At 57.9% G+C, this 19,142-nt stretch carries 21 protein-coding genes and 1 pseudogene; 11 read left to right on the top strand and 11 right to left on the bottom strand.

The features are described from left to right. Position 1: 1 nt before the first annotated feature. The 3 genes from Q0859_RS12765 to Q0859_RS12755 all read right to left on the bottom strand — a co-directional run bounded on the left by Q0859_RS12765 (position 2) and on the right by Q0859_RS12755 (position 3,526). A complete protein-coding gene (locus tag Q0859_RS12765) occupies positions 2-976 on the bottom strand; it encodes an ABC transporter permease (RefSeq protein ID WP_299151757.1) in 975 nt (324 codons plus the stop codon). Beyond that, positions 966-2,489, bottom strand: coding sequence for a sugar ABC transporter ATP-binding protein (locus Q0859_RS12760; protein WP_299151756.1), 1,524 nt, complete (start codon positions 2,487-2,489; stop codon positions 966-968). The genes Q0859_RS12765 and Q0859_RS12760 overlap by 11 nt, the downstream gene beginning before the upstream one ends. A 65-nt stretch (positions 2,490-2,554) precedes the next feature. Beyond that, complete coding sequence (locus Q0859_RS12755; protein ID WP_299151755.1) at positions 2,555-3,526, bottom strand: sugar ABC transporter substrate-binding protein; 972 nt, start codon at positions 3,524-3,526, stop codon at positions 2,555-2,557. 116 nt (positions 3,527-3,642) lie between these two features. On the opposite strand from Q0859_RS12755, the gene Q0859_RS12750 reads away from it, so the two are divergent. From Q0859_RS12750 to Q0859_RS12735, 4 genes are read left to right on the top strand one after another with little or no spacing between them, the layout of a single operon-like run. Next, positions 3,643-5,142, top strand: coding sequence for an FGGY family carbohydrate kinase (locus Q0859_RS12750; RefSeq protein WP_299151753.1), 1,500 nt, complete (start codon positions 3,643-3,645; stop codon positions 5,140-5,142). A 2-nt stretch (positions 5,143-5,144) separates the two neighbouring features. Beyond that, positions 5,145-6,191 carry a zinc-binding dehydrogenase gene (locus Q0859_RS12745; protein ID WP_299151751.1) on the top strand — a complete coding sequence of 349 codons (1,047 nt, stop codon included), beginning with the start codon at positions 5,145-5,147 and terminating at the stop codon, positions 6,189-6,191. Continuing rightward, positions 6,184-6,849, top strand: coding sequence for a class II aldolase/adducin family protein (locus tag Q0859_RS12740; RefSeq protein WP_299151749.1), 666 nt, complete (start codon positions 6,184-6,186; stop codon positions 6,847-6,849). The genes Q0859_RS12745 and Q0859_RS12740 overlap by 8 nt, the downstream gene beginning before the upstream one ends. Before the next feature lie 3 nt (positions 6,850-6,852). Further along, a complete protein-coding gene (locus Q0859_RS12735; protein ID WP_299151747.1) occupies positions 6,853-7,833 on the top strand; it encodes a sugar-binding domain-containing protein in 981 nt (326 codons plus the stop codon). A 175-nt stretch (positions 7,834-8,008) separates the two neighbouring features. On the opposite strand, the gene Q0859_RS12730 is transcribed toward Q0859_RS12735, so the two are convergent. From Q0859_RS12730 to Q0859_RS12710, 5 genes are all read right to left on the bottom strand, one after another. After that, entirely contained in the window at positions 8,009-9,268 is a 1,260-nt protein-coding gene (locus Q0859_RS12730) for a TRAP transporter large permease (RefSeq protein WP_299151745.1), read from the bottom strand. Then, entirely contained in the window at positions 9,265-9,798 is a 534-nt protein-coding gene (locus Q0859_RS12725) for a TRAP transporter small permease subunit (RefSeq protein WP_299151743.1), read from the bottom strand. The genes Q0859_RS12730 and Q0859_RS12725 overlap by 4 nt, the downstream gene beginning before the upstream one ends. Before the next feature lie 61 nt (positions 9,799-9,859). Then, positions 9,860-10,834, bottom strand: a complete 975-nt coding sequence (locus Q0859_RS12720) for a TRAP transporter substrate-binding protein (protein WP_299151742.1) — start codon at positions 10,832-10,834, stop codon at positions 9,860-9,862. Between the two features lie 28 nt (positions 10,835-10,862). Continuing rightward, positions 10,863-11,405 (bottom strand): 3-hydroxyanthranilate 3,4-dioxygenase, encoded by a 543-nt coding sequence (locus Q0859_RS12715; RefSeq protein ID WP_299151741.1) that lies wholly within the window; start codon positions 11,403-11,405, stop codon positions 10,863-10,865. An 86-nt stretch (positions 11,406-11,491) separates the two neighbouring features. Beyond that, positions 11,492-12,445: a dihydrodipicolinate synthase family protein gene (locus tag Q0859_RS12710; protein ID WP_299151740.1), complete on the bottom strand. Its 954-nt coding sequence runs from the start codon at positions 12,443-12,445 to the stop codon at positions 11,492-11,494. Positions 12,446-12,589: 144 nt separating this feature from the next. Here Q0859_RS12710 and Q0859_RS12705 point away from each other — a divergent pair, with 144 nt between their 5' ends. From Q0859_RS12705 to Q0859_RS12675, 7 genes and pseudogenes are all read left to right on the top strand, one after another. Next, positions 12,590-13,366, top strand: coding sequence for an aspartate dehydrogenase (locus tag Q0859_RS12705; protein WP_299151738.1), 777 nt, complete (start codon positions 12,590-12,592; stop codon positions 13,364-13,366). Further along, positions 13,363-14,313, top strand: coding sequence for a LysR substrate-binding domain-containing protein (locus Q0859_RS12700; RefSeq protein WP_299151737.1), 951 nt, complete (start codon positions 13,363-13,365; stop codon positions 14,311-14,313). Before Q0859_RS12705 ends, Q0859_RS12700 begins: the two co-directional genes overlap by 4 nt. Before the next feature lie 120 nt (positions 14,314-14,433). Then, a complete protein-coding gene (locus Q0859_RS12695; protein ID WP_299151736.1) occupies positions 14,434-14,766 on the top strand; it encodes an aldehyde dehydrogenase family protein in 333 nt (110 codons plus the stop codon). Further along, positions 14,673-15,183, top strand: a pseudogene (locus Q0859_RS12690) (aldehyde dehydrogenase family protein). The gene Q0859_RS12695 and the pseudogene Q0859_RS12690 overlap by 94 nt, the downstream one beginning before the upstream one ends. Positions 15,184-15,373: 190 nt before the next feature. After that, positions 15,374-16,018 carry an endonuclease III gene (gene nth, locus Q0859_RS12685; RefSeq protein ID WP_299151735.1) on the top strand — a complete coding sequence of 215 codons (645 nt, stop codon included), beginning with the start codon at positions 15,374-15,376 and terminating at the stop codon, positions 16,016-16,018. Then, positions 16,015-17,004 carry an adenosine kinase gene (locus tag Q0859_RS12680; RefSeq protein WP_299151734.1) on the top strand — a complete coding sequence of 330 codons (990 nt, stop codon included), beginning with the start codon at positions 16,015-16,017 and terminating at the stop codon, positions 17,002-17,004. Before nth ends, Q0859_RS12680 begins: the two co-directional genes overlap by 4 nt. A gap of 57 nt (positions 17,005-17,061) precedes the next feature. Further along, on the top strand, positions 17,062-17,652 hold the full coding sequence (locus tag Q0859_RS12675) for a GNAT family N-acetyltransferase (protein ID WP_299151733.1): 591 nt from the start codon (positions 17,062-17,064) through the stop codon (positions 17,650-17,652). Here the strand turns inward: Q0859_RS12675 and Q0859_RS12670 are convergent. Genes Q0859_RS12670 through Q0859_RS12660 form a run of 3 tightly spaced genes read right to left on the bottom strand, consistent with a single transcriptional unit; the run spans position 17,649 to position 19,122 of the window. Beyond that, positions 17,649-18,137, bottom strand: a complete 489-nt coding sequence (locus Q0859_RS12670) for a hypothetical protein (RefSeq protein ID WP_299151732.1) — start codon at positions 18,135-18,137, stop codon at positions 17,649-17,651. The genes Q0859_RS12675 and Q0859_RS12670 overlap by 4 nt on opposite strands. Continuing rightward, complete coding sequence (locus tag Q0859_RS12665) at positions 18,134-18,622, bottom strand: RNA pyrophosphohydrolase (RefSeq protein WP_299151731.1); 489 nt, start codon at positions 18,620-18,622, stop codon at positions 18,134-18,136. The genes Q0859_RS12670 and Q0859_RS12665 overlap by 4 nt, the downstream gene beginning before the upstream one ends. Further along, on the bottom strand, positions 18,619-19,122 hold the full coding sequence (locus tag Q0859_RS12660) for a GNAT family N-acetyltransferase (RefSeq protein WP_299151729.1): 504 nt from the start codon (positions 19,120-19,122) through the stop codon (positions 18,619-18,621). Before Q0859_RS12660 ends, Q0859_RS12665 begins: the two co-directional genes overlap by 4 nt. Positions 19,123-19,142: the final 20 nt, after the last annotated feature.

Below are 19,142 nucleotides of genomic sequence, written 5' to 3'. Positions count from 1 at the left end.
CTTAGCGAACCCTTTGCGAAATGGCGGAAAATGCGACGACAAGAACGATCAGCGATCCCTTGATCAGACCAGTCCAGAACACATTGACACCCATGGACTTGAAGCCGATCGAAATGGCGGCAACCAGAATCGCGCCCAATATCGCCCCCCACATGGTCACAACCCGTCGAGGCGAGAACGCAGCCCCCAGGAATGTCGCCAGCACCATCTCCAGCATCAGGTTGTCTTCGACCCCGGGCGAACTGCCGGAGCCGCGCGCGAGAATGAAGAACCCGCAGACAAAGCCGCTGAAGGCCGCAAGGATAAAGCTTTGGGCGATAAACCTGTTCACGTTGAGGCCGGAAATTTCCGCGGCGTCCCGACTGCCGCCCACCGCCTGAAGGTTCAGCCCCCACCGGGTCTGGTGCAGCGCGAAAAAGATCACGGCCACAAGCAATGCAACAACTAGAATGCCAAGCGGCACGCCGCCGACCTCCTGGGCACGCAAAACGGTGATCCACGGATGGTCCACGTTGATCCTGCGGCTGGCTGTAACGACATTATTGACGCCAACAACCGCAACGAACATGGCAAGCGTGGTCAAAAGCGGTGTCATCTGGATACGTGTCACCAGAACAGCATTGAGCCCCCCGACAATCATCGACGCCGCGAATGCCACCGCCGCACATAGAGCCAGGGGATAGCCAAGGCTCAGCATTTGCGCTGTAATCCCCGCAGCCAGTACAGCCGTCGCCGGGATCGACAGATCAATCCCCCCCGAGACAACGTCGTCCCCACCCGCCATCACCACCGCGGCCAGACCAGCGCAGACCAGCACGACAGGCAGGCTTTGCATCAGGACAAGTTCGAGGTTGCGCAGTGTCAGGAAATTCGGCGCGTTGAAGCTGATATAAATCAGAACAGCCACAAAGATGATCACAGGCAAGAAGCCGAAAATCTCGAGGACAATACGCCGACCTTGGGCCTCAGCTTGCATTGCGGATCTCCTCAACCGAACTGGCCCCTGTGGTGGCCGCAACAAGATCATCCACGCTGATCGCATCCGCCTGCATTTCACCCACCAATGCACCACGGGTCATTACGACGATGCGGTCACAGACACCCTGCAATTCGACTGGGTCCGAGGAGGACACGATCACACAGGCCCCCTCTCCGGCAAGTTCTTCGATCAGTTGATAGATCTCCGCCTTGGCCCCCACATCGACGCCCACGGTCGGTTCATCGAAAATGAAAATGCGTGCCGATGTAGACAACCATCGGGCCAGGACGACCTTTTGCTGATTTCCACCGCTCAGCAGGCGGGTGATAGCATCCGGGTTGGGGGGGCGGATATCAAGCGATTGCACCTGCGCTAGCGTGGCCTTACGCGCCGCGTTGCGGTTTTCCAGCCCCATCACGGCATTATCTTCCAAGGTGGCCAGCGTGACATTTTCAGCCACGCTCATCGACAGGACCAAGCCGTCATGGCGCCGGTCGCGCGGGACAAGCACAAGCCCCGATCGAACGGCCTGCGCGGCGGTGGTTATGGTCAAATCCGCGCCCTCGAATGATACGGCACCCATCTTGCGGCGGCGCAACCCATACAGCGTGTCGACAAATTCCTCGCGACCGGACCCGATCAGGCCAGCAATGCCAACAATCTCTCCCTTGCCGACCGACATGGTCAGGGGTGCAAACTTTTGCCCATCTGTGAAATCGGTGATCTGCAGTCCGTCGCTGACGACGCGGTCACCCTTGGGCGGGAACATATCGGTGATGTTGCGCCCCACCATGGCAAACACCAGATCGCCCGCGCTGTCGGCGGTGATGTTGTCAAAGACGCCCACGGTCTGACCTTGCCGAAACACGGTCACGCGGTCGCAGATGTCGGTGATCTCGGACAGATAATGGGAGACATACAGGATCGCGATACCCTGTGCCTTGAGCCGGGCAATGGCACCCATCACAATATCAACCTCGTTGGAGGCAAGCGGCGCTGTGGGTTCATCAAACACCACAACTTTGGCGTCCCCATCAATCAGCGCACGCGCAACTTGCACCAATTTGCGTTCGGCTGTTCCAAGATCACGGATGAGCCGGTTGCCCGAAACGTCAAGGCCGAGGGTATCACGCAGAAAGGTCTCTGCCGCTTTGCGCATCTCACGCTTGGCCAACCCGAATGGGCCGCGCCGTTCCTGCCCCATAAAGACAGACTCGGTCACCGTGAAATGCGGGACCAGATGCAATTCCTGATGAATGAAACGGACACCGGCGGCATGAACATTTGCGGGGGTGGCGGGGGACAAGAGCTGGCCGTCTACCTCGACCTTGCCGGCCTCGGGCTGATAGACCCCCGCGAGAACCTTGATCACCGTCGACTTGCCGGCACCGTTTTCACCAACCAACCCGTGGACCTCCCCGGCCAACACCTCAAGTGATGCGTCGTCCAGCGCCCGCACCCCTGGAAATTCTTTGGTGATACCAGACAGGCGGAATGCAGATTGCCCCATGAAACAGTTCCTTAGATCAAAGGGCGGCGAGTTGCCCCGCCGCCCTTATTCGTCAAATCCAGTCGTTATTCGAGCGTGCCGTACCCCAGTTGCTCATAGGCGGCTTTGGCCTCGGCCTGCCCGTTCACCGGGACCACCTCGACATATGTCTGCGGCAACAGCGTTTCGCCAGCAAAGTGGCGCGCCACGTTCATGGCGGCGGTGGACCCGATCAGGTTTGGCTGCTGTGCAACGTTCGCCACAAAGGGTGATCCGTCTTCCGCCATGATCTCAAGCGTATCCGGACCACCATCAAGGGCGGTAACCAGAACGTCTGTGCGGCCTGCTTCTTCAAGCGCCTGCACCACACCAATGGCCGGCTGGTCCCAGCAACCGACGTGGATCGCATCAAGCTCACCTTCGGGATACTGGCTCAGCAGGTCGAGCGTCTGGATGCGGGCATTTTCCGGCGCATTGGCGAATTCCTCTGCCAGCTCCGGCTGGATGATTTCAATCCCAGGATAGTCTTGCAGAACGTATTTCCAAAGTCCGGTGCGGATGCCGCAGATACGCAGCGCCCCTTCGAACGCATTGAAGACAGCGACCTTGCCCTCACCACCAATCGCATCCGCCATATAGCGACCGATTGTGGTGCCCATATAGTAGTTGTCGGAAGTCGTGTTATTCACTGCGTGGGGGCTTGGGTGATCAACAGTAAATACCGGAATACCCGCACCTTTCAGAGCCTCGAACTTGGGCTCCACCGCGCCGTCGCCAAGGATCGAGATCACAGCATCAACTTCGTTATTCAACAGAATGTCATGGTTGTCTGCGTGCACCTGATTGTCGCGACCGCCATCGACCGGAACAACCGTGCCGCCCAATTCTTCGATGGTGCTGGTGGCGCCGTTAAACGCCTCACGGTCCCAGAAGTGCTGGGTGCCAACAACAGCCACTCCGATTGTTTTGCCTTCAAGACTCACGTGTTCATCCGCCCAGGCCGGCGCGGCAAAGCTGACCACGACACTGGCAATAATAGCCTTTCCAAAATTTGTCATGAATTCCTCCCTTGGATTCCAGGTGCCTTTTTCGTCACCTACTGCAAAAGGGAAACCAAAGTTGTTTACAAATGTCAATTTTTATTTCACATGTTTAAGGCGCGAAGGAGTACGGAATGCCACTGACAATCGGTCTGGATGTTGGAACAACAAGCATTAAGGCAGCGGCATATCGCGCGGATGGCGCCCTTGTGGCGCAATCAGATCATGCGGCAAAAGTGATCCGCCTGGCCGATGGCATCAATGAACAGGATCCAACAGATGTGTGGAATACTGTTGCGCTGTGTTTGACGGATCTGAGCCGACAGATTGACACCAATGATGTAAGCTCAATCGGGGTCTGCGCACAGGGTGACGGGTTTTGGCCGCTTGATGATATGGCACAGCCAGTGCGCAATGCGATCCTTTGGTCCGACACACGACCCGCCTTGATAGCTGATCTTGCGACACTCGGTGCGGTTGGGGCCCTTGATGCGGTCAGTCACGGCTGCCACACGGCGCTTTGGCCCGGCACGTCGGCCTTAGGCTGGCGCTGGTTGCGCACCTGTGAACCCGAGGCCGCCGCAAAAGTTGCCCATGTGGTCACCTGCGGTGACTGGATCGGGGCGCAACTGACAGGCGTTGTGAGTACCGATTTTGCCAATGCGTCAATCCCGTTTCTTGACCTGAAGGCCCGCAGCTACGGTGCAGCGCTCAATGCCCTTGAGTGCGAGGATTTGGAGGACAAGCTCCCCGATCCCCGATCTGCGACAACCCTGTTGGGGACTCTCACAGCGAATGTGGCGGCGCAAACCGGGTTGCGCGAAGGCACGCCCGTTTCCGTGGCAACACTTGATATCGCAGCAATGGTCGCAGGGCTTGGCCTGTCAGAACCCGGCGATGCCATGATGATCTTGGGTACGACTGCTGTCGTCACCCTGTTGCGCGATGCGGTGGCACTCCGCACCCCGCCAATTGCCGCCGCGACACTGCATGCCGCTGGCCCTGCGATCCTGCGCATTCTGGCCCCCTCCACCGGGGCTGCGGCCTTTGACTGGTTTTCCAGCCTACATCCCCAAAGCCTTGGTGGCGAATGTGCGGGCGATATCGCGGCAAAGCTGAACGCGCTGGTGCAGGACGTTCCCATCGGCGCAAACGGCGTGACGTTTTTGCCCTATCTGAACGGGGAACGCGCACCGTTCGTCAATCCATCCATCCGGTCGTCCTTTATCGGCATGTCCCAGTCAACCACCAAAGGCGAGCTGGGACGGGCCGTCATGGAAGGCACGGCCTACAGCTTGCGCCACTGTTTCGAGGCCGAAGGCGGATTGCCCCGAGCCCCGGTGCATCTGACCGGCGGGGGCGCGCGCAATGACGTCTGGTGCCAGATCATCGCCGATGTCATCGGACAAGACGTACTCGTCAACCCGGCGTCAGATCTGGGTCTGTGGGGCGCGGCGTGTCTTGGGCGTGCAGCGATCAACGGCAAAGACGTTTTCACTCTGACCCGACGACCCAGTGAAATCACGCGTTATGTTTGCGATCCAGCCGCACATGCCGCGCATCAAGACCCATACCATCGCTTCGTCGTGTTGTCTGACGCGATGCAAAACATCAACTACTCGAAAGGGGCCTGACCATGTCCAACATGATGCGCGCTGCCGTTCAATACGCCATCGACGATATCCGTGTGGAAGACGTGCCGGTGCCGGAAATCGGCCCCGGTGAGCTTCTCCTCAAAACCCGCGCCTGCGGCCTGTGCGGAGGCGAGACAATGGCGTGGTACAAGACCGAACCCAAGGTTCTTGGCCATGAGCCCTCCGGTGAGGTGGTCGAGATCGGCGCGGGCGTCACGGATTACAAGGTCGGTGACCGGGTGTTCGTGAACCACCACGTGGGCCGCGTGAACAGCCATCTGTCGCGCCGCGGCCATTTCACGCGCGATCCCTTTTACAAGACCATGCGGCTCGACCCCGGCGGGGTCTGTGACTATTTCCGCGTCACAGCCCAGCATTTGGCGATGGATACCCATAAACTGCCTGACGGCATCACTGACGAAGAGGCCGTAACGATCGAACCGTGGTCCTGCGTGCTGTCCGGCCTCAAGGTCTGCAATATCCAGCCCGGCGATACCGTGGCTGTGGTCGGCGCAGGGTTTATGGGCCAGGGTTTCGTCCATATGTCACCCTTGTTTGGGGCTGGCAAAGTCGTGGCACTGGATTTCTCCGATTGGCGGCTGGGCAAGGCGCGCCACTTTGGTGCGACCCATACGATCAACCCGAAGTCGGAGGACGCCGTAGCGGCCATGCGCGCGCTCAACAATGGGCGTCTTGCAGATACGGTGATTGTCATTGCGCCCTTCCCGGCCGCGTGGGATCAGGCGCTCGCGCTTGTTGAGGTCGGCGGCTGCCTGCATCTGGGCGCGCCGATGCCGCCTGAAACCGATTGGGTCCAGAACGGCCACAAGGCCTATTTTGACCAGATCACGATCACCTCGCGCTATTCGTCAGACCACACCGACACCTACAGCTACATCCGGCTGCTTGAGGCAGGCAGGATAAACGCGCGGGATGCGATTTCGCACCGCTTTGATATCGCAGACAGCGCCAAGGCGTTCCGTATGCTTGTGGAGGCCGAGAAGTCTTTGAAGATCGTTGTTTACCCGCATGGAGTTCCCGATGCTTGAAGCCCTCAAGGAAGAAGTCTGCGCCCAGAACCACGAATTGCCCGCCAATGGGCTGGTGGTGGGGTCGGGTGGCAATGTGTCGGGTCGTGATGCAGCAACCGGACTGGTCGTTATCAAACCCTCGGGCGTCAAGTTTGCCAAACTGACGCCTGAGACGATGGTGGTCGTGGACCTCGACGGGAATGTCGTTGAGGGCAAGATGAAGCCCTCCGTCGACACGGGCATCCATCTGTTTGTCTATCGACACCGGGCGGATGTCCTTGGCATTACCCACACCCACTCGCCCTATGCCAGCAGCTTTGCCGCACGGGGCGAACGTATCCCGGCCGTGCTGACGCCCATTACCCACATTCTGGGCCGTGACGTGCCATGTTCGCGCTATGCCACCCCCGGCGAGGTGGACACCGGCCAGGCTATCATCGACGCCGCTGATGGTGGGTGGGCGGTTCTGGTGAAAGCACACGGCGTCTTTACAATGGGCAAATCCGCAAGCGAAGCGACCAGTATCGCAATGTACCTCGAAGAAGCGGCCATGACGACGCATTTGGCCCTGACGCGCGGACCCATCAAAGAACTGCCTCAGGAAGAAATCGACCGTTGCTATAGCTGGTTTAGGGAAAACTATGGACAGACCGGGCAAAAGAAGATCAACAGCTGACCTATGAACAAAACAGGCGGCACCTTTTCAAAAGACGGCAACCGGACGACGCAATTGTCGAACGTCGCGCTGCTTTATTACGGCGAGGGGATGACCCAGTCGGAGATTGCCAAGCGCCTTCAGGTGTCGCGGGTTACGGTCGTCAATCTGCTGCGCGACGCGCGCGAAGAGGGCATCGTCGAAATTCATGTGGGCGGCCAACATCTGGCCGAAAGCACTCTGTCGCGCGAGTTGTGTGAAAAATTCGGGTTAGACGACGTCTATATTTCCGATGCGTTTACCGGAACCGAGGTCGATCGCGCCGCAACGTTGCGACAGCTTGGGCGTGTGTCTGCGACCGCCTTTCTGAATATCATCGAACCAGGCGACAAAGTTGGCGTGGCATGGGGTGAGACGGTTCATGCCCTTTCAAGCGCATTGCCGCGCGCGCGTGTCGAGGGTGCCGAAGTCAGCCAGTTGATCGGATCGATGATTTCAGGCCGCGTGCCTGCATCCGAGACCTGCGCCATTCAGATCGCCAATCAAATCGGCGCGCAATGCTATACGTTGCACGCCCCCGCGATTGTCTCGACGGCGGAGCTCGCCGTAGCCCTGCGGCAAGAGCCGACGATTGCAGCCCAGATGGACCGGCTGAGATCCCTTGATCTGGTGATCTATTCCATCGGGAATATGTCACAAGACACGCATCTTGTTGCCGCCGGTATGGCCGGTGTGGATGAATTGACTGCTGCACAAAAGGCCGGTGTCGTCGGTATTATGTGTTGCCGCTATATCAATGCGCAGGGCAATGAACTTGCCTTGCCCCCGTCCGAGCGTTTGGTATCGACGAGCCTTAACAACATCCGCGCAGCACGGAAGCGCCTATTGGTCGTCTGCGGAGAAGACCGGGCCACCGCAACCCGCGCCGCTATTGCAGGCGGATACGTGAGCCATCTATGTGCCGACCGACAGCTTGCAAATGCGTTACTGAGACAAGCCGAGTGACCGGCGGCAGTACTTTTTTCTGACAAGACCCGTTTGTCCTGCCTTGCAAGGGGTCGCCAGTTTGACCGCCACACATAGTGTGCACATCAATCGAAAATGCCTGCCAAATTGTGGATATGAGCCTGCTTCAGGCGAAACATCTGACGATTTCAGATTCCCCGCAGTGGGCCCCGCATCAGATCAGAAACGTCGATAGTATCGGGAAATAGCTCAGCAAACCCAATACTGCGGCCACTGCGAGCAAAAACGGCCAGAGCGATTTCAGGATAGCGCCGGGTTTGGCACCACTCATCGATGAGGCGATATAAAGACCAATGCCAACAGGTGGTGTCAGGAGACCCAAAACCAGGTTCAGGCAGATAACGACACCAAATTGATAGGGGCTGATATCGTATGAACCGGTCGCAATAGGCAGCAGGATCGGCGTGATCAAGATAATGGCCGCGATCCCGTCAATCACCATACCGACGAGAAGAAGCGATAAATTCACGATCAGCAGGAACATGAACGGATCAGAGGTGATTGCGGTGATGAGACCAGCAAGCCTTTGGGGCAATTCTTCATAGATGATGACCCAGCCAAAGACGCTGGCCGCTGCAATCATAAACAGGATCATTGAGGCGTTCGCCGCCGTTCGAAAGAACATCTCACCCAGTTTGCGCGGATCAAGGTCACGGTACATCAGCCAGCCCACGAGAAAGGCAATGAGCGATGCGATGGCGGCGGATTCCGTCGGCGTTGCAACACCAAACAGGATACCCCCAATGATCGCGACAGGCACCAGCATGGCGGGCAGTGCAGAGATCAGAGCGCTGAACGCTTCTCTCCGCGACAACCATTCGCCTTTGGGAAACTGCTGCACCCAGCCAATGAGGGTAATCACCAAAGCAAAGGATACAGCGAGAAGGAGGCCCGGAATAATCCCCGCGATGAACATCTCGCCGATAGGGACCTGTGCCAGCACGCCAAAAATCACGAACATCATCGACGGTGGAATGACAGGGGCAAGTAACCCTCCTGCCGCAGTCGTTGCCGCAGCGAATCCTTCGTCATAGCCTTCGTCTTTCATCGCAGGCACCATGGCGCGCGACATGACGGCAATCTGCGCGGTGGCCGAACCAATGATCGCGGCCATGAACATGTTCGCCAGCAGGTTGATATAAGCCAACCCACCTCTGAACCCGCCAACAAACACCCGCGCCAAGGCGACAAGACGGCGGGTCATGCCCCCCTCGTTCATCAACTCACCAGTCAGCATAAAGAGGGGAATGGCGAGCAGCCCGTAATTCTCAAGACCCGCGAACATCTTTTGGGCAAAGCTGTCGAACAGAATGGTGTTGCCACTTTCCCAGATGTACCAGATCGCCGTGACGCCAAGCACAATGGCAATCGGAACAGACAACAGCAGGGTGACAAGGAAGACCACGGGGCTCATGCGGCATCCTCCGGTTTCGGTCCTGAAACCAGATGCGCGACGGAGTGTAGCGTCGCACCAAGCGAGAACAGCCACATCACAAGCCAGAACAGGTATTTTGGCAACCCAACGGTCAGCGTGGGTTCCGCATAGATGAAATTGAACGTACTGCCTTGAAATTCCATCACATCAAACCCGGACCGGATCAGATCGAGCGGCAGAAACCAGCGCCAGCAAAACCACAGCATCATCACGGAAAAGGCAAAAACGATCGTATCCACGAATTTACCGATCATCCGGCGCAGGGCAGGCGAAACCGAGTCCGAGATCAGTGAAATCGAAACCGAGCTGCGGTGATGCAAGGCGGCAGATGCGCCCAGAAAGGTCATCCAGACCATGGCATAGATGGCCAGTTCGTCGACCCAGAAGAGAGCCTGTCCGACATTCCGCGTCACAACATTGAGCAGGATGAGCAACGTCACACAAACCGCAAAGGCTGCCGCCCCAAACATTTCAATCCGCGCCCAAAAGGCGGATGCCTTGAATAACATGCTCATCTCCAAGCAAAAGGGCGCGAGCCTGCCCGCGCCCCGTCTTGATGCTTTGGTTACCTTACTCGGTTTCTGCGGCAGTTGCCCTCAAGGCGTCAAGGGAGGAGGTTTTTTCTGACCAGATGGCATTCCACTGGTCAATCGCGTCACCAAAGAACGACGCATCGACTTTGGTAAAGGTCTTGCCCGTACCCTCGATCTGCTCCAACCAACCCGCTTCCTTTTCAACATAGCTGTCAATCGTGCTGTCCACATGTTTGGCCATCAACGCGCCAATCATCGCGCGGTCATCCTCGGAAAGCCCGGCCCAGACCTTTGCCGACACAAGGCCAACCATCGGGAACATCATATGGTCGGACTGCACGACGGTATCCGCATGATCATAGTACTTCAGTACCCAGATCAGCTCTGCATCCATGTCGATGGCATCAACCTGTCCATTGGCCAGCGCATCATAGACCGACGGAAGCGGCATCGGCGTCGGTGCGGCACCAACCGCGTTATAGAAATCCAAAATCGGCGTGAATGGCGTGATCCGCAGTTTCAGGCCGGCAAGGTCTGCTGCCGAAGACACCTCTCCACGGCTGACGATCTGGCGCAGACCCGCCATACCATAGCCCACGCCCACGACGCCAACCTGTCCGGGCAGCGGTTCCAGCATGGATTTGGCCATATCAGAGCGCAGGATTCGACCCGCATGGCCGATATCCTTGGCCAAATAGGGTGCATAAAAAGCACCCAGTTCCGGTGCACGGTTTGACACTTCGGCAACAGTCATAAACGCCATGTCCAGCGCCCCGGTCTGAAGCTGTTGCAACATCTCTGCTTCGTTGCCCAGCTGGCGAGCCGGGAAGACCGACACGCTGTGGATCCCGCCCGAGGTTTCGGCCAACTCAGCACCAAAGGCTTCGGCCGCCTTGGTCCAGATATGCGGCGGCGGTGTAATCAGACCAAGCCGAAATTCCGCGGCTTGTGATGCAACCGCTGACGCCGCGACCATGGCGACTGACGCGATCAGTTTCGTGAAGTGTTTCATGTTGTTTCCCTGTTTTTTGATATTTTGATTAGAGTTGCACCCAACCGGTCGGTGGCTCTTTTCCCGGATGGATCACGCCACAGTTGGGGCAGGTTCGGTCCTCTTCTGAGGCATAGAATTTCTCGTAAACCGGCGGCAGATCCTTCACGATGGACTGCAACTGGAACTCAGCACGGAACACCTTGTGCTCGCATTCAAAGCAGTACCATTCGATCGCATCGTGCTGGCCTTCCTGTCGCTTGGGTTCGATCACCAGACCAACAGAACCTTCCTGTGGGCGTTGTGGCGAATGGCGCACATGGGCCGGGAGAAGGAAAATCTCCCCTTCACGGATCGGCACATCATAGAACTCGTTACCATCATAGAGCTTCAAAAGCATGTCGCCTTCAAGCTGATAGAAAAACTCTTCGACCGGATCATCGTGATAGTCGGTACGTTTGTTGGGTCCGCCCGCGACGGTGACCATCATATCAGACTCTTCAAAGACCATCTTGTTGCCCACCGGAGGCTTCAAAAGATGACGGTGTTCGTCAATCCAGGCTTTGAAGTTAAACGCCGCTAGCTTTGACATTTTGGTCTCCCTTTCCCCAAAGTGTCCCTGACACCCGCATTCGCCGCAAAGAAATTGTCCGTATGTAGGTATCCAAATTGATTATATCAGAGCTTTAGCCCGCATTCTGCAAACCCTTTGCGAATGATCTCTTTCTCAGCCTCGGTCAGCTCCAGCATTGGCGCACGCACGCGGCCTCCACACTGACCCAGCAGATCCTGCCAATATTTGCCAAAGGCCGTCGGCTTTCCAACAGGTTTTGTGCGCTTCATTGCATCGCGCACCGGGTTGAGACTGTCAAAGACACGCCGCGCCTCATCCGCTTTGCCTTCAAAGGCGAGGCGGGTGTATTCGTTCATCCGCTGGTCGTTTCTGGTCTGCAACTGGTAAGGCGGCGATGAACAGAGGTAGAGCTTCCAGTCCAGTTCAAGAATATTGTCGAGCCATTCATGTTCGGCCGAGGTCGAGACGTGGATCATGTCACCGACCATATGGGATAGGCGTACATACATTTCGCGCGGAACCGAGTATTTGATCGCCACGATATTGGGCAGTTCCGCAATCCGCGCGCATTCCTCGGGCTGCATCAGATAACCGGCGTCCGGGTGGCTCCACATCGCGATCCCAATATCCAGCTCATCGCAAAAGCGCTTGTAATACTGATACAGCAGCTCCCCGCGATCCTGACAGAAGCTCAGCATCGGGGCATGCACCACGACATAATCCGCACCACATGCTTGGGCATGGCGGCCAAGCTCGAGCGCCGTGTTCAGGTTCTGATCCGAAATCGACATGATTGTCCCGGCCTTGCCTGCGCATTCGTCAACAGCAATGGCCATGTTGCGCTTGCGTTCTTCCAGAGACATCGCCCAGAATTCGCCTTGCTTACCCGCAACAAACAGACCCTGAATGCCCAGATCGTCTATCCAATGGCGGATATTGGCGCGCAGACCCGCTTCGTCCAAGGTGAGGTCATCGTTGAACGGGTTCAGCGCAGCAGCCCAAATGCCACGCATATTCTCACGCGCATAGTCTTTCGCTTCGTGTCTGGTGTAGTGCATGCGGCAGGCCCCTTTGGATTTCGACCATAGAAGACCTTATCACAGCGGCATCGTCCAAGGCGAAGCGGGCATGTGGATATATAAAAAATGAATACCAACAGCTTTCTAATTCCAGAGATGGGTGGAATGACCTAGAATTCCCGAATGAAAATTGGATTTATCGGAAAAGGTGCCATCGCGCGCTATGCTTGGGCGGCCCTTAAGGCCCACGGGCATGAAATAGGGGCGGTGTTGCTGCGTCCTGACCATGTGTCATCAGGCACCAGTTTGGAGGTCGGGTCAGTTTCGGCGCTTCCTACGGATCTGGACATAGTGATTGATTGCGCCGGGCATGAGGCACTGGCGACCTACGGCCCGCAGATCCTGGCGCGGGGCCTGAACCTGATCACCGTATCGCTTGGTGCACTGGCTGACACAAAGATCGAAACCGCTCTGGCACAGGCAGCCAGGGATGGCGGGTCAAAGTTGCATTTGGCCAGTGGCGCCATCGGCGCATTGGATTGTCTCAGTGCCGCGCGCGCAGGAAAGCTGACCTCGGTGACATATACAGGCCGCAAGCCACCCAGGGGATGGAAAGGATCACCCGCAGAGGTAAAGCTGGATCTGGACGGCATGATTGAGGGCGCAGCGGTGCATTTTGAAGGATCCGCGCGGGCTGCTGCGCTGGAATACCCTAAAAATGCCAATGTCGCGGCGGCTGTTGCATTAGCGGGACTTGGATTTGATGACACACAAGTTCGGTTGATCGCAGATGCAAGCATTGGGCAAAACATCCACGAGGTGACGGCGCAAGGCGACTTTGGCCAGTTCAGCTTCCAGATCAGCGGCCATTCTCTTCCCGATAACCCACGCTCGTCCGCGCTTGCCGCGATGAGCGTGGTCAGCAAGGTCAACCAACTTGAGCAAAGCATCGTCCTATGATCGATCGTCACAGCCGCATTGTCGACCGCGCTCTGACCCGACTAAAGCTGAGGCAGTTGCGTTTGCTGGTCGCGGTCGGTGCCCATGGCAGCATACAGAATGCGGCCCGGTCTTTGGGCATCTCGCAACCAGCGGCGACCAAGATGATACAGGACCTCGAACTGGATTTTGAGGTGAAGCTGTTTGAGCGGACCAACCGCGGCGTCGTGCCGACGGTCTTTGGGGAAACGCTGATCCGGCATGGCAAATTGATATTCGCGCAAATTTCGAATGCCGCACAGGAACTCGATGACCTGAGCGAAGGTAACGCAGGTCGCGTGGTGGTGGGCACGTTGCTGGCCGCCTCGACGAGCCTGTTGCCAAAGGCGATTGAGCTCGTGTTGGCGGAACGCCCGAACGTCGCAATCAAGATCAGCGAAGGAACCAATGAAGTGCTGATGCCGGGCCTTCTATCGGGCGAGATCGACATGGTGGTCGGGCGGCTTCCCTCACATCGCCATCGCAACAAGCTGCGTCAGGAAAAACTGTTTGAGGATCACATTCTCGCCGTTGTCGGGCCTGACCATCCCCTGGCTGGGAAAACCGGGATCAGCTTTCCTCAGGCCAAGCCGTTCGGTTGGATATTGCCCCCATTGGAAACCACCCTTAGGCGGCAGATTGATCACTTCTTTGTGGCGCAGCAGCAATACGTGCCGGCGGTGTCCATCGAAAGCGTCTCGTACCTCAGCAATCGCGCGCTGTTGCAATCGCGCGATCTGATTGGATTGATGCCGGCAGAGGTGGTGTCACACGACGTTCAGAACGGCCATCTGGCACAGCTTGATTGGCAGGTCCCGTTTGGCCATGGCCCGATTGGTGTCTCGCTAAGGGGCAACGATGATCTTTCGCCTGCCGGGCGCGCGTTTAAGGCCGCGTTACACATCGCGGCGCAGACCCGACACGTCTGATATTCCTCAAACTGATGCCAATGTTCATCCAATTCGTTTGAAGCACGATGCGGTGGCGGGTGATCTAGGGGCAGGACATCGCCACGCGAGCGTTCCGATACAATCCTGCGTGCCGCCCGATTGATACGTAACCGGCAGGAGGAAATCGCGACCTCCATCACGCTGGAACAAGGCAAGCCCATTGCTCAGGCGCGGCTGGAAGTCATTCGCGGTGCGGAATTCTTTGAATGGGACGCGGGCGTGCAAACCGCCGCTATCTCCGGTGCCGTCCGTAAAATGCGCAATGCCGGACAGGTCTGCATGTCGCCCACCCGGTTCTTTGCGCAAGAGAGCATTTTGACGACTATGCTGCGGGCTTCATTGAACATGCCAAAGCAACCGTGGTTGGAAATGGTATGGACGACGGCGTGGAAATGGGCCCGACCTCCAGTGATCGGCGAGTGTCCATCTTAACTGAACTGGTTGAAGATGCGCGCGCGAAAGGGGCCACCGTCGTAACGGGCGGGGCGGGCCATGGCGACAAGGGGTACTTTTTCCAGCCAACAGTTCTATTGAGCGTCCCGGACACCGCGCGGATCATGCAAGAAGAACCTTTTTCCTGTCAGTTCCCTGGATCACGCTATTTCACAGGCCAATTCCGTGCCTTACGGCCCTGCTGGCTACGCATTTACCAATCGGGCAGATTGCATTGATCGTATGGTCGATGAAGTTGAAGTGGAGAACCTGGCGATCAATACCTTGGAGGCGTCCATGCCCAAAACCCCGTTCGGAGGCGTGGAATCCAGCGGTTACGGTCGTGAAGGTGGGACAGAGGGGCTCGACAATTATCTGAACATCAAAAACGTCTGGCACTCTGCCCGCATCACTTAGGCCCGCCCCCCGGTGCATTCGGGCAAAAAAGTCCCGCTGCGATATCACGAAAGGCTGGTTTTCGTGCTGTGAGCACATGTAGCAGGAAATTCAAGTACGCAGCTTGGACTATTCCCAACCCTTCGCCGCCTCCGCGTCATGGCACCCCACACCTTGCCCCCCACATCAACTTCCCCCATACCTCCCTTCCATGGCCAGGCAACTCGACTATCACACGATCCGCGCGATCTTTACCCGCTTTCAGGACGCAGACCCCGAACCCAAAGGGGAGCTGGAGCATGTGAATGTCTACACCCTTGTTGTTGCGGTCGCCCTGTCGGCCCAAGCCACTGACGCAGGGGTGAACAAGGCCACGCGGGCGCTGTTCGCGATTGCGGACACGCCGCAAAAAATGCTCGATCTCGGGATCGACGGGCTGACCGAGCATATCAAGACCATCGGCCTGTTCCGCCAAAAGGCCAAGAACGTGATCAAGCTGTCGCAGATCCTCGTCGATGATTTCGATGGCGTCGTTCCCAACTCGCGCGCGGCCCTGCAATCATTGCCCGGTGTGGGGCGGAAAACGGCCAATGTGGTGCTGAACATGTGGTGGCAGTACCCCGCGCAGGCCGTGGACACCCATATCTTCCGGCTTGGTAATCGCACCGGTATCGCACCGGGCAAAACCGTCGAGGCGGTCGAGCGCGCCATTGAAGACCACATTCCGGCTGATTTTCAGCTGCACGCCCATCACTGGATGATCCTGCACGGGCGCTATCACTGCAAGGCGCGCAAGCCGCAGTGCCCCACCTGCATCATCCGCGATCTCTGCCCATTTGAGGATAAAACTGAATGACCAAGTACAAGCTGGTCGGCATCGGCAACGCCGTTGTTGACGTGATTTCGCATGCCGACGACTCCTTTCTGGACCTAATGGGAATTGAAAAAGGGATCATGCAACTGATCGAACGGGACCGGGGTGAGGTCCTGTATGGCGCGATGAAAGACCGGCTGCAGACGCCGGGTGGGGCTGTGGCCAACACCATCGCGGGCGTGGGTGCACTTGGGCTGCCCACGGCGTTCATTGGCCGGGTGCGCGATGACAGCCTGGGGTCATTTTATGCGAAATCCATGCAGGACAGCGGCACGGACTTTGTGAATGTGCCGGTGTCAGGTGGCGAGTTGCCGACCTCGCGTTGTATGATCTTTGTGACCCCGGATGGGGAACGTTCGCTGAATACCTATCTGGGCATTTCGACCGAACTTGGGCCGGGTGATGTACCGGATGACGTCGCCTCCGGTGCCGAGATGATGTTCCTTGAGGGCTATCTGTTTGACAAAGACCATGGCAAAGAAGCGTTCCGCCAGGCATCGCGCCTGACCCGCGCCGCGGGCGGCAAGGCGGGCATCGCAATTTCCGACCCGTTCTGCGTAGATCGCCACCGTGCCGATTTCCTCGACATGATCGAGAACGAATTGGACTACGTGATCGGCAACGAACACGAGATCAAATCCCTGTTTGAAACCGACGACCTTGAGGCCGCCATGGCCAGGACCGCAGATATGATTGATCTGATGGTCTGTACCCGGTCAGGCGATGGGGTCACGATCATCGGGAACGGTCAGCGCCATGACATTGCAGTCAACAAGGTCACTCCGGTGGATGCGACAGGGGCGGGCGATCAGTTTGCGGCCGGCTTCATTTACGGGCTGTCCACAGGCCGTGATCTGGAAACCTGTGGGCGCATGGGCAACCTGTGTGCGGCCGAGGTCATCAGCCATATCGGCCCGCGCCCCGAGGCGGACATGAAACAGCAATTTGCCCAGGCCGGATTGGAATGATCCGGCCCTGCATGTGCTGCACGGTCCGATTTTGAGCATCTTGGGAACAATGAAGCCATGCTGAGTGACGGATTTCACGATGTGCCGCACGGCAAGATCGCGACGATTGTCACCGATCTGGAGATGCACGCACCCCAACTACGGGGTGCAACACGGCCCGAGGGTCTTGCGTTCATCCGCCTTGACCCTGACGTGCCCACCTACCGTGATCTGTTCAAACGGGTGGGGCAGGATTGGCTGTGGTTCGGGCGCACCTTGCTCAGTGACAAGGCACTGGATACCATCCTGCGTGACCCGGATGTGCATATTTACGCTTTGGAAAGGGACGGTCAGGCCGAAGCCTTGCTCGAACTGGATTTCCGTGTCGAGGGGGAGTGTGAATTGACCTATTTCGGGCTGACCTCGACACTGATCGGGGCCGGGGCGGGTGCATATCTGATGGACCGCGCCATTGCGCTTGCCTTTGAGGGCGGGGCCAAGCGGTTTCACCTGCATACCTGCACCCTCGACAGCCCGCAGGCCTTGGGGTTCTATCGCCGCTCGGGGTTCAAGCCCACACGCCAGCGGGTCGAGATTGCAGATGATCCGCGCATTGCCCATGAGTATGACCGCACCCTTGGACCGCACATCCCGATCTTTGATCCCTAACGATCCTGCCAGCCTGTGCAGGTAAGTCCGGCCATACAGTCGGATAGCTCCGTGACCTGTTCTTTGGTCGGATCACCGAACCAAAAACCGTCACACGCATTGATGCTGAGCACATAAGACTGCGTTGCCTTGCGCAGGAAGCCAAGCATGCGCCCCGGTATTGCCGATGGGCACCAGGGACCGATACACTGCACCTTCAACACTACATCCGTCTCGAAGGCTGTGCGAATACCCCGCACGCTGAGCGCCTCGCCACTAAACCGTGCGGGCAATAAAGTCTCCTGCGGTGCCTCTTGCCGGGACTCCCAATCGACCTCGGGCAGCAGCGTCGCATCAAAGGTCAGCGTTCCGATCACCGGCACATAGCCTGCGTCGGATTGGGCCGCTGCAAGATAGGCGTCACTGACCCCATATGGCACGCAGGACAGCGCCACTGCGGACACAGGGGCGAGCGCTGCGAAACAGGCGAACAGCAGCCGGATCACAGATGCGCCTCGAATGCCGCCAGAACGCGGACATAGACATCGCGTTTGAACGGGACGATGGCATCGGGCAGCGCGTCGGGTGCCAGCCATTTCCAGCTGGAAAATTCGGGCTCATCCGTTGCGATGTTCACTTGTGCATCCGTCCCGGCATAGCGCATCAGAAACCACTTTTGCTTTTGACCGCGAAATCGGCCCTTCCACAGCTTGGAAATCAAATCGGTGGGCAGATCGTATTTGATCCAACCATCCGTCTCGGCCACGATCTCGATCAGATCCGGGGTGATCCCCGTCTCTTCTTCCAACTCGCGCAGGGCCGCATCACGCGGTTGTTCGCCCTTGTCGATACCCCCTTGCGGCATTTGCCAGGCGTCCTGACTGGCGCGGCGGTCAAGGCGCTGCCCGACCCATACGTGCCCATCCGCGTTTAGCACCATCACGCCCACATTCTTGCGATACGGCAGCTTTGCAATCTCGTCAGCGGTCATGTGAGAGCCTTTTCCATCTCGGCACGGCGCAGGGACTGCCCCGACCGTTCAACTGTTTCGTGTTGGGTAACATGAAAGCCCTGACGCGCAAATGCAGGCTGTGCGGTCAGGCTGGCATGGGTGTGCAGCGACGCCATGCCCAAAGCGCGGGCGACATCCTCCGCCTGACGATACAATGCTGCGAAAATACCCTGACGCTGCGCATCAGATCGCACAAAGGCAAGGTCGATATATCCGGCCTCATCCAGCGTGAGGAACCCCAACGCATCTGACCTTCGGGCTGCGACCCACACGTGTTGCGCGGCCAGACGCGCCACCCATGCCGGTCCTGTGGGGGGCTTTGGTGCCCACGCCATGCGCTGCGCTTGGGAATATTCGGGGGGCCCATGATGGATCGCCTCGAACAGGATCGCCCCCAGGGTGTCCGCCTCCCCCTCAGTCATCTCGCGCACTTTGATCAATTTCAGACCTTTCCCATGACGCCGCGTTGCACGTGACATCACCTGCCCTATGCTCGAAA

The organism is uncultured Tateyamaria sp. (genome assembly GCF_947497045.1).
Classification (GTDB): Bacteria; Pseudomonadota; Alphaproteobacteria; order Rhodobacterales; family Rhodobacteraceae; genus Tateyamaria.
This window is presented reverse-complemented; position numbering and strand designations above follow the sequence as displayed.